Genomic DNA, 11,246 nt, shown 5'->3' with positions numbered 1-11,246 from the left:
TGTCAGTCCGGAGCTGGACAATACCCGCTGCTCCCGCAGGAGTCTCGCACCTTACGTTCCAATCAACCTGTTTAACAATAGGGTCGGTTCACAGAACATATAAAAAACAACAATCTTTTAGAAAAGAGCCATAAATGAAGAAGTCTTGAACATATTAAATTTATGATTACATATACCCTTAAATTTACACCTTGAGACTATGTAGAAAGTGGGAAAAAAATGAATTATTTCATTTCTATTCTTGGACTGGCAGTTGTCTTCGTACTTGCCTTTATCGCAAGTAACAACCGTAAAGAAATCAAATACAAGAATATATTGTTCATGCTCGTTATTCAACTAGTATTGGCCTATATCCTCCTGAATACTAAATTTGGGTTAATAATCATCCGTGCCGTTGCCCGATTATTTGAAAAGCTTTTGGAATATGCGGGAGAAGGAATTAACTTTGTGTTTGGCGGATTAATGAATGAAGGAGCTTATACGTTCTTTTTAAATGTACTCCTTCCTATCGTTTTCATATCAGTCTTAATCGGGATATTGCAGTATACAAAAATACTGCCTTTCATTATGCGAGGCATTGGTTTTATATTAAGCAAAGTCAATGGCATGGGTAAATTGGAATCTTATAATGGAGTTGCATCTGCGATAGTGGGACAGTCGGAAGTCTTTATAACAGTAAAAAAACAGCTCGGAAGGCTGACATCGCAGCGCCTGTATACCATGTGCGCATCAGCTATGTCTACTGTATCTATGTCGATTGTCGGAGCTTATATGACCATGATTGATCCAAGATATGTATTGACTGCTATCGTTCTGAACCTGTTCGGAGGGTTTATCATCGTATCCATTATTAATCCATATACGGTAGGCAGTCATGAAGATTTTCTAGAAATAGAGGAAGCGGAGAAACAGTCTTTTTTCGAAATGCTAGGCGAATATATCATGGACGGTTTCAAAGTGGCTGTCGTCGTTGCAGCCATGCTGCTGGGATTTGTGGCTTTAATAGCACTTATTAATAATCTGTTCCATTTAATTTTCAATCTGACCTTCCAGCAGATGCTCGGGTATGTATTTTCGCCGATTGCCTTTTTAATGAGCATCCCGGCAGATGAAATAGTAGATGCAGGGGGAATCATGGCTACGAAGCTGGTTACGAATGAATTCGTAGCCATGGAACAGCTTTCGAAAATGGCTGGTCACTTCTCACCGAGAACGCTTGGAATCATTTCTGTCTTCTTAGTCTCATTTGCAAACTTTTCTTCCATAGGGATCATTGCCGGAGCGGTTAAGGGACTTAATGAAGATCAAGGAAACGTGGTTGCACGGTTCGGTCTGAAGCTTTTATATGGGGCTACTTTGGTAAGTGTGCTTTCAGCGATTATAGTCAGTTTTGTTCTTTGAAGATGACCGGGATAATGTTCCCGGTTTTTTAACGCATATAGAAATATTTTCCTAATAAACCGATAGTCATTTAGATTCATTTTACTTTTTTTCTCAAAATAAAAAAGGGGTAGCGCCTCTTCAAAAGAATACCTCATCTTATAACATTTTAGAGGAGGTTATTCTTTGAAAAGAACCATTAAACGATTCAGCCTAATTGCTGCCCTTTTCGCCTTGACCGGTACTGCCTTTGTCCTTCCTGTAAATACTTCCAGCCTAGGCCTTTCCATACCAAAAGCTTCAGCTTCTGAACCATCCATTCAGGCAGATTCCATCCAGCAAGCATTCAAAAAGGCTGCCCAGGAATTTAACGTTCCTGAAAGCATTTTGCTATCTGTCTCCTACAATTTATCACGCTGGGAACACCATAATGGAAAGCCAAGCACTGCCGGAGGTTACGGTATCATGCATTTGACAAGTGTTATAGATCATTCCTCAGCAAAAGGAGATGAAGAGACTGCTGATGTGGATTTCTCAGACGAAAGCTTCCACACTTTAGAAAAAGCAGCAAAAATTCTGAATCTAAGTCCCGAGGCTCTGAAACAGGATCCTGTCCAAAACATCAGGGGGGCAGCAGCGCTGCTTGCTGAGTACGCTGAAGGAACAGCAGGAGGATTGCCTGAGAATGAGTCTGAGTGGTATGGCGCTGTGGCTAAATACAGCGGTTCCGATGATTCTGCCATAGCCCTCGACTTTGCTGACCAGGTATATCAAACGATCAACCAGGGGGAAGCAAGAGAAACACTAGATGGACAAAAGGTACAGCTTGCAGCTGAGCACTTTGTTCCTAATAAATCTACTGCCGACTCTTTGAAGCTTAAGCAAACAAACAAAGACCCGGAAACAGAAGCCCCGAATAGTTTAAAAACTCAATTTATCCCTGCTTTTTATCAGCAATTAAGTTCTAATCCTGGCAATTATACCAATTATGATGTAGCTGACAGGCCAAATTTCGGACCTGATATCCGCTATATTGTTCTTCATGATACTGAGGTTGGGTATGATCCAACACTTATGTTATTTGCCCGCTCTTATGCTGCTTCTTCCCATTATGTAATCCGTTCATCAGATGGCCATATTACCCAGATGATTAAAAATAAAGATGTGGCGTGGCATGCCGGGAACTGGTATTTCAATATGCATTCGATCGGCCTTGAACATGAAGGATTTGCGCTGAAAGGAGCCACATGGTTCACCGAACAGATGTACCGCATGTCCGCTTCTCTTGTGAAGTATTTAGCCGAACAATATGATATTCCATTAGACCGCGCCCACATCATTGGCCATGATGAAGTTCCAGGTCTCGCACCCCTTAATCAGAGCAGGATGCATTCAGATCCTGCAACTTTTTGGGATTGGGAACATTACATGGAACTACTCGGAGCTCCTATCACACCAAGCCATGGTTCTCGGAAAATGGTTACGCTAAAGCCTCACTTCCAGACCAATGAACAATACGTAGATGTTCAAGACGGCAACTTAAGGAAACATCCATCCAATTTTGTTTATTTATATACAGCTCCAAGCTTTGATGCACCCTATTTCAAAGATGCGGCTCTGCCAAATGCAGGAGCTTTCGAAGCGCTTAATTGGGGCAATAAGTTTAAAGCAGGGCAGACATTCGCCTCTGCTGGCCAAGAGGGAGATTGGAGTGCAATCTGGTATAGCGGTAAGAAAGCCTGGTTCTACAACCCTGATGGAAAACTGACCGTTCCTGGGAAGACAGACATTCTGATTACACCTAAAGAGGGGAAAACCAGTATACCTGTGTACGGAAGTGCTTATCCTGAAGCCGCTGCTTATCCTGCAGATATCCCATACAAGTCGATCACACCTCTCCAATATACCATTGGCGAAGGACAGGTATATGCTGCTGAGGAAAAGGTAAAAGCTGATTATTATAATGCTAAGGTCTTCACTCTCACCCCTTATGGTGTTCATAAAATGGTATATGGGAATGAAGAATACTACCGAATCCATTTTAATCACCGATATGCTTTTGTGAAAGCGGCTGATGTGGATATAATCAATCCCTAAATTAAAGCATATGAATAAATATGCATATTACGTTTAAATCTGTTTTTTGTTTTGTTATACCAGGATAATATATGATAGTAAAATAAACCCTCTGCCATATCTGACAGAGGGTTTTGCTCATTTATTCATCTGCGCCAGGAAATCTCCCAGTAAATCCTCGAGTCCTTCTTCTTCTTCAGATTCCTCGGGTGCGTCCTGGCTGTCTCTTAAATGATTCCAGTTAAAATTATTTAGATCATCATCTAATGAGCCAGCCCGCGTCTCATCTGTATCAAAATCGAATTCTTCTTCCGGTTCTACCTTCAGATCATCTGCACCTGTTACAACCTTACCAGGAACGAGCCTCGGCTCTTCCTGGAGGTACAACGCTTGATCAATATCCAGCGAATTGCTGTTCAAAGCTGCAAGCAAGGATGCTGCACGGATCGGATCTGAAATCAATTGGTATAGAATACTGCCTAAAAGTGCTTCAGAATGTTCATGTTTAAGCCAATCCCGCTGCGCTTTGCTTAGCTGCTTTGGTATCGGAATGCTGATTGTCTCCCTGTCCTTTAGGAGGTTTGTGCTCACACCATTCATAACATAGTCGGCAATTTTACTGGAAAAATTCCGTTTTTCAGTTTCCTTCAGCTTTTGCAGCTGCTTAATAACATGATCCGGTGCATCTGAAGGGATACGAAAGGACAGAGCTTGTCCCCTCCTGATCCCGCTTGATGAACTTGTACTCATAGTATCACCCTACTAAGCTTTTACAGGCTTCTTTTCCTCGGCCTTTTTATCTTTCTGAAGATCCTTTTGTGTTCTGCGAAGATGATCGGAAATCAATTTGTAATAAGCATTTGCCATCATCCAGATACTTTCCTTTTCGTCCTCAAAGAAATCAATATTGTACCCATCAAGGTTATTATTTAACGTTTTAAGATAATCTTTAAGGATATTAGAACCACCGCCTACAAAGTAGCAGATTTCTGTCTGAGAATTCTTTGCCCACATATTCCTTAACAGGCGGTACTGCTTTTTAGCCAGTTCAAGCAGGATGCGGTCAATAATATCGTGTACGCTTGTCCGGCTTCCTTTAACCATAATATGATTGCGATCATTCTTTTTCGTGATAATCTCAACCACATCACGGCGGCTGTCTAATTCAACGCCATGCTTGCTTCTGATTTCTTCACGAATCTGCTCAAGTGCTGCCGATACTCCAAGGTTAAATCCTTGAGCTTTGTCATCATCTACATTTCTGTTCTTAATAACAGCTATATCGGTTGAAAGACCTCCGATATCCTGGATCAGAATGCTCTTGTTCACTAAATCCTTATTAATGATGTTCAAATTATTATCCATTACAAGATTAATGAAAGCAGCGAAGCCTTCTGGATAAACTTTTACTTCATCAAACTTAATATTGACTTTAATCCCTTGGTATTTTGGAGTTACCAGGAACTCAACCTGATGCACCGAACCCAGCAGTCTTGAACGGTAGCCTGCATCCTTACCCTCTTTTACTTCTCTTAACGGAAGGCCAGTGCCCAGGGTATAGCTGGCATCAATTACGTTATTTGAACGATTAAATAAAGGAGAGTTTTCTTCTCTTACTGCATCCAGCGCCAGAGAAGCAAAAAGCATTACAAGCGTTTGATCTTCTTCAGACTTACTGCTTCCTGGATCTAATTCAGATGTGTTATCGCTTTTCGTCGCAAGTGTACCAACACGGTAAATAGCATTGTTTTCACTTAAGGCCGGTGAATGAAGTCTGATATGTATTCCGTCTAACGGATCTTTGCTGTTTAGTTCTTCAATTCCAATGATAGGACGATCTTCGATATCTCTAGCTATGGCATTGGGTATATTAAGTTCGTAGTCCAAATCTCCGAAAATTGCTTTTAAGGAATCATTTCCAACATCAACTGCAGCAACTCTGCTTTTTCTCATGTAAAATCTATCCTTCCCTATTGAAATATTAATTTACTAAAGCTATTTAAAAAGCTTTATTACATTCTATGGTAAATCAATTCTCTTAAATTTACAATGGACTTTGGAAGGACTTTCTTTTGTTTACAAAATTGTAAACTTGTACACAATTTTGTAAACAACAAAGACAAATGTGTATACATCCCGTCATATCAACATGTATACACATTTGTATACATGTAAACGCTTTTCGTAAACAATTGTATACGTTTTTGTATACTTGTAAACACAATGTGTATACATATTTATTTTTAAGTAAATTTTCCATCGTTTTACAAATTCTCTTCAACGACAAATACAGACAATTTCTCTTAGGTTCCTTCAAAAACTACAAAATAAAAAAGGGGAAGTATAAAAATACACTTCCCGGCCGTTCTTTATTAGCTTTTTAAGGAGATTCTGTTTATCTCGGTAAGCACTTCTTCTTTGATTTTAGCTAGAATAGCTGGGCTGACAGAAAGGGTCTCTTGCTCTGCCCTATCCTGCAGGAGTTTTGCCTCTTTTAAAAATGCAGTGGCTTCCTGGACCTTACCCTTATAACGCTGTGCAACATCTGCAAGCTGTGCAGCAAACTTTTCATCTGTCCCTTCTGCAATAACTGATCCATACATATCAATGATCCTATCACTTTCTCTGGCAGGAAAATACTCATGCGGTGCCGTACTGTCGAATATCGCAATCCCCAATTCTCTTAAAATAACCATATCAAGGCTGTTCGGGTCAAAACCACAATGATAGACTTCAACATCGAATCCCTTATGATCCGCTTTTTTAGCCAGCTTCTTAAGGAGAGTGGATTTCCCGGAGCCAGGCCGCCCTTTTATAAAATAGCGATTTTGAATATCCTCGGTTAACACAGGAACAAAATCCACTGACCCCTGCGGTGTGGCTGCTCCTAAAAACCGGTGTTTCACAACTGCTTTTTTATTTAACTCCTTCTCTCCTAAAAAAGACTGAATCAGTTCATCGGTTAATTGGTTGGCTTTATCAAAGTCCATATTATGAATATAAAACTCTTCCCATTCGTCATGAATGGCCAGTGCTGTCGAAAAAGAGTCATAAGCCTGCTTGCACTTTTCTTCAATTTGAGCGGATAGGTCTGCCTTTTTGCTGTTTTCATGCTGGAAGTCAATAGTATCTCTTCTGCAGCGGAGTGTACGGGCACCATTAGCTATCATTTCTCTGACCACACCTACTCCAAGTCCCGGAACTACCACCCCATCAAGTCTTTTGCTGTCAAAGGGACTGTGTAAATACTCCACATTATGCCCCTGTTCGACTAATTCCTTACCAATCCCCCAGAGGAGGTCCGAACTGTCTTTTCCACTATCACCTTTTAACACAAATAAATGATTAAGCGTTGGCAGTGCTGATTCACTAATGTTATAAAACCCTCTCGCAGTATGACCGCAAACAAAATAATTGAGAACTTTACCTGTCACCTATCCTCACGTCCTTCTTTAAAATGGAGTGATGTACCCTTTGCATGGTTTAGAGTATGTAAGGATAGCTGACTAGGTGAATACCTAATTTTCCTGAACAGCTTAAATTGTGCTAAAAACGTTATATCTACATTGATTTAGCTGTTTATCCAATTGTTTTAAAGACCAAAAAGAGGAAGAAGATGAATGGATAACCTTCTTCCTGCTCTTTACTTATTCTTTCTTATAAATACTACCTTCAAATAATTTCCCTCAGGGAATTCCTTGATTGTTCGAAAATCCTCCGGCAGGGTGAATTCCTCTAATAAGGTGTATCTGCTGTTAGATTCTTTGAAGGCTGTTTCAATAAAACCTTTAAACTTGCTCATCCCAAAGGAGCTCGCATTGGTAGATGCAATTATTATTCCATTATCTTCGGTGATTGCAATGGCTTCTTTCATAAGGTTTTTATAGTCTTTTTCTGCGCTGAAGACATATTTTTTTGACCTGGCGAAGCTTGGCGGGTCCAGAATGACCATATCAAACTTCAGGTTTTTCCTGACGGCATATTTAAAGTAATTAAACACATCTTCCACAATAATATCCTGTGCTTCGTAATCAATCTCATTGATACTGAATTGCTCAACCGTCTTGCTCCGGCTCCTGTTAGCCAGGTCAACGCTCGTAGTTTTAACAGCTCCACCCAGCGCCGCAAACACAGAGAACGCGCCTGTATAGGAGAAGGTATTAATCACACTTTTACCCTGAGAGTACTTATCTCTTATCGTTTTCCGCACGTCTCTTTGATCTAAAAATACACCTACCATTGCACTTTCGTTAAGGTACACTGCAAAGTTGGCCCCATTCTCTTTTACAATAATCGGGAAATGCCCTCTTTCTCCCATAACAAAGTCATCTTCATCAATATATTGGCCCTTCGTATCGAACCTTTTCTTCTGGTAAATTCCTTTAAAATCGACTACGGACTGCAAAGCATTTATAATATCATCCCGAAACTCATAAATCCCCTTGCTGTACCAGTTTATTAAATAGTAGCCGTCGAAGAATTCAATGGTGATGCCGCCAACTCCATCTCCCTCGCCATTGAAAACTCTGAAAGCGGTTGTTTCCGTATTCCTGTAAAACGGCTCTCTAAGCTCAATGGCTTCCTCGAGCTTCTTCTCAAAAAATTTCTGGCCAATCTGTTCCTTTTCGCTGCGGCTGAGTATCCAGCCATAGCCTTTATTTTGTTTTCCATAATACCCTTTGGCAATAAATGTATTTTTGCCATCGACAAGGTTCACGATGGTTCCCTCTTCTTTAAGCTCATTTATATTTTGGATAGCTTCTTTAAGAATAAGGGGATATCCGCCTCTATATTTATTTACATACTTGGGCTTGATCTGTAATTGAATTTGTTTGTACATGTTTTCATCCCATCTAATTTTTGATTCTTCTGTCCCTATTTTACACAAAAATTCTTGGGCCGAACCATTATAAAGGATTTTTATGGCCATCCGCCCGTTCCCTGCCAAGTTATTTAGCTGTACGAAATAAAAATTGCCCATCGTTTAGGTAGTTTGCTATATTTATTGAAAAATGAATTTTTATTTGAGGAGATGTTTTTGTGAAAAAGTCTTCGGTCTACCTGTTTCTTATTCTGGCCAATTTATTCTGGGCAGGAAATTATGTATTCGGCAAATATGTGGTAGCTGAAATGCCTCCTCTACAGCTCACATTCACCCGCTGGCTGATTGCAGCAGTCCTTCTGTTCCCTCTTGCTCAGATCATTGAAAAGCCAAACTGGAAGACTGTATGGAAGGAGTGGAGAATCTTACTCATCCTTTCAATACTCGGGATTGTCGGCTATAACTTTCTATTATACGAAGCTCTTAGATTTACAACTTCGCTGAACGCAGCCATTGTAAACTCCATGAATCCAGCACTAATCGTTCTGTTTTCAGCACTGTTCTTAAAAGAAAGCATGACAAGAATCAATGGCCTCGGTTTAGTCATCTCCCTGCTGGGCGTCCTGCTGGTACTCACAAAGGGACAGCTTCAACAGTTATTCCAGCTTGATTATAATCAAGGAGACCTTATCATGCTTGCGGTCATTCTCGTCTGGACTCTTTATTCGATCATCGGCAGAAAAATCAGGCATATCCCGCCCATTTCTGCTACTGCGGCTTCTGTACTCATTGCGCTGGGCCTGCTTCTCCCGTTTGTCCTCACAGCCGACTTAAATTATTCATTCAGCAGTCAGGCTTTAACGGGTATTATCTATATTGGTATATTCCCATCGGTTGGATCCTTTATCTTCTGGAATATATCCATTAATCATATCGGTGCCAGCAAGGCAGCCATTTATTTAAATTTACTGACTGTTTTTACTGCAATAATAAGTATATTAACAGGAAATTCCATTACATTTCCTCAAATTCTTGGAGGTCTTCTTGTATTTATTGGTATCTATCTATCCAGTCACCATGGTACTAAAATAAAAGCCAAGGGATGATAACATTTTTTTAATATTGTATTTCCCGGGCAATTCTTGAGGTTTTAATAGACAAGTAATTTTTATAGAAAAACACTAGAGGAGTAATAACGATGCTGAAATGCCGCAATGAAGTTCTTACTTTTACAAAACAGCTTGTTAACATTGAGAGTATAGTGAATACGGATGGCGAAAAAGTAATGGCTCACTCCTTATATACCCTGCTTTCTTCCTTTCCATATTTCACAGAACACCCTTCCCATTTAGCTCTTGTTCCAACTGTTCAAGACGAACAGGAACGATATAATGTCCTTGCCTTTGTGAAAGGGACAAAAGGCTCTTCAAACCGCACAGTTATTTTGATGGGCCACATGGATACGGTCGGTATTGATGATTTTAACCAATTAAAAACCGTTGCCTGCTCCCCCGAAGAGCTGCAAAAGGCCCTGCTGCGGGAAAATCTCCCTGACTCCGCAAAAGAGCATTTAGATTCCGGTGACTGGATGTTTGGGAGAGGCGTCCTGGATATGAAGAGCGGTGTTGCAAGCCATCTCTACCTGATCAAATATTTCTCGGAGCATCCTGACGAGTTAGACGGGAATATAGTGTTCCTTTCAGAATGTGATGAGGAGGATGGCTCACACGGTGTTCTTTCTGCTTTAAAAACCTTTAAAGAATGGAAGGAAGAACACAGATTCAACTATGTAGCAGCCATAAATGCTGACTTTGTTTCCCCGCGGTTTGAGGGTGACGAAAACCGCTACATTTATAAGGGAACCGTCGGCAAGCTTCTGCCCTCCTTCTACATTACAGGTGCTGAAACTCATGTGGGTTCCTGCTTTGAAGGATTGGATCCAAACTTCATTGCCGCTGAATTAACCCGGCAGATTAATTATAATCCAGAACTATGCAATGAGGCTTTTGGCGAAACCACGGTGCCTCCGGTTTCCTTAAAACAAACGGACCTTAAGCCTTCCTATACGGTTCAGACAGCTCTTTCGGCTTACGTATATTACAATTTCTTTATTCATTCATGGTCACCGAAGGATGTACTTCATAAGTTAAAAGAACAGGCTGAGATAGCGTTCCGCCATGCTTTAAATATGTATGAAGACCGATATAAGCGATTCTGTACGATAAGCGGTGAACCCTATGCGAATCACCCTTGGGAGCCTAAAGTGCTTCTATATGAAGAAATGGAACAACTGCTTGTTCAAGAAAATGGTGATGCCTATATTAACCATATGGCAGAGTTTAAGCAGGCACTTTTATTGGACACAGAATTAGATACCCGGATGTTTGCTGCCCGAGTGGTCGAAGAAGCGTGGAAATGGATGAGAGATAAAAGCCCGGCCATCATTTTATTCTACTCGTCACTTTATTCTCCGCGGATAGAGTTAACTGGGAAAACAGCGGACGAAGAATCTTTGATTCAGGCTTTAGATCATGCAGTGGAGGAAATCCAGCCGAGTTATCCGCATCCCATAGTTACAAGAAATTTTTTCCCCTATATTTCTGACATGAGCTTTATCGCGCTTAGTGATGATGATGAAGGAATCAATGCCGTTTCCAGCAATAACCCTGGTTGGGGAACCAAGCATTTCGTGGACTATAGTGACGTACGGGACCTGAATGTACCTGTTATCAATATCGGGCCTTATGGATTGGATGCCCATAAAAAACTAGAACGGATGGAAATGTCTTATTCTCTGGAAGTTGTGCCGAACCTGACATATAAGGTGATTCAGAAGCTGCTGGACTGATTGTTGAGGGAAGCACCTTTTAGAGGTTCTTCTTTTTAATATCATGGGACAACGTATGCACCAGGCCAGGTAAGGAGCGAAACTCTTAAAGTTGAATTTTTACTCTTACAATTTGAGTTT

General features: G+C 40.7%; 8 protein-coding genes. 4 read left to right on the top strand and 4 right to left on the bottom strand.

The genetic code is table 11. From position 1 onward, the window contains the following. The first annotated feature begins 219 nt into the window (after positions 1 to 219). Complete coding sequence (locus CUU66_RS11790; RefSeq protein ID WP_101642354.1) at positions 220 to 1,401, top strand: NupC/NupG family nucleoside CNT transporter; 1,182 nt, start codon at positions 220 to 222, stop codon at positions 1,399 to 1,401. A gap of 165 nt (positions 1,402 to 1,566) precedes the next feature. Further along, on the top strand, positions 1,567 to 3,477 hold the full coding sequence (locus tag CUU66_RS11785; protein ID WP_101642352.1) for an N-acetylmuramoyl-L-alanine amidase: 1,911 nt from the start codon (positions 1,567 to 1,569) through the stop codon (positions 3,475 to 3,477). A 117-nt stretch (positions 3,478 to 3,594) separates the two neighbouring features. Here the strand turns inward: CUU66_RS11785 and CUU66_RS11780 are convergent, their stop codons facing one another. From CUU66_RS11780 to CUU66_RS11765, 4 genes are all read right to left on the bottom strand, one after another. Next, positions 3,595 to 4,206: a hypothetical protein gene (locus tag CUU66_RS11780; RefSeq protein ID WP_101642351.1), complete on the bottom strand. Its 612-nt coding sequence runs from the start codon at positions 4,204 to 4,206 to the stop codon at positions 3,595 to 3,597. 12 nt (positions 4,207 to 4,218) lie between these two features. Beyond that, positions 4,219 to 5,409, bottom strand: a complete 1,191-nt coding sequence (locus CUU66_RS11775; protein ID WP_101642348.1) for a ParM/StbA family protein — start codon at positions 5,407 to 5,409, stop codon at positions 4,219 to 4,221. 419 nt (positions 5,410 to 5,828) lie between these two features. Next, positions 5,829 to 6,890 carry a hypothetical protein gene (locus CUU66_RS11770; RefSeq protein ID WP_101642346.1) on the bottom strand — a complete coding sequence of 354 codons (1,062 nt, stop codon included), beginning with the start codon at positions 6,888 to 6,890 and terminating at the stop codon, positions 5,829 to 5,831. A gap of 209 nt (positions 6,891 to 7,099) precedes the next feature. Next, positions 7,100 to 8,296: a class I SAM-dependent rRNA methyltransferase gene (locus CUU66_RS11765; RefSeq protein ID WP_101642362.1), complete on the bottom strand. Its 1,197-nt coding sequence runs from the start codon at positions 8,294 to 8,296 to the stop codon at positions 7,100 to 7,102. A 200-nt stretch (positions 8,297 to 8,496) separates the two neighbouring features. On the opposite strand from CUU66_RS11765, the gene CUU66_RS11760 reads away from it, so the two are divergent. Then, positions 8,497 to 9,384, top strand: coding sequence for a DMT family transporter (locus CUU66_RS11760; protein ID WP_101642344.1), 888 nt, complete (start codon positions 8,497 to 8,499; stop codon positions 9,382 to 9,384). Between the two features lie 92 nt (positions 9,385 to 9,476). Continuing rightward, entirely contained in the window at positions 9,477 to 11,126 is a 1,650-nt protein-coding gene (locus tag CUU66_RS11755; protein ID WP_101642342.1) for a M20/M25/M40 family metallo-hydrolase, read from the top strand. The last annotated feature ends 120 nt before the right edge of the window (positions 11,127 to 11,246 follow it).

Source organism: Peribacillus deserti (assembly GCF_002863585.1).
GTDB lineage: Bacteria > Bacillota > Bacilli > Bacillales > DSM-1321 > Paraperibacillus > Paraperibacillus deserti_A.
The sequence above is the reverse complement of the archived record's forward strand: the minus strand, read 5'-3'. Positions and strand labels throughout refer to the sequence as shown.

Coding starts and splice junctions, on each gene's coding strand:
- CUU66_RS11790 (WP_101642354.1), top strand. CDS start 220: ATGAATTATTTCATTTCTATTCTTGGACTGGCAGTTGTCTTCGTACTT.
- CUU66_RS11780 (WP_101642351.1), bottom strand. CDS start 4,206: ATGAGTACAAGTTCATCAAGCGGGATCAGGAGGGGACAAGCTCTGTCC.
- CUU66_RS11775 (WP_101642348.1), bottom strand. CDS start 5,409: ATGAGAAAAAGCAGAGTTGCTGCAGTTGATGTTGGAAATGATTCCTTA.
- CUU66_RS11765 (WP_101642362.1), bottom strand. CDS start 8,296: ATGTACAAACAAATTCAATTACAGATCAAGCCCAAGTATGTAAATAAA.
- CUU66_RS11755 (WP_101642342.1), top strand. CDS start 9,477: ATGCTGAAATGCCGCAATGAAGTTCTTACTTTTACAAAACAGCTTGTT.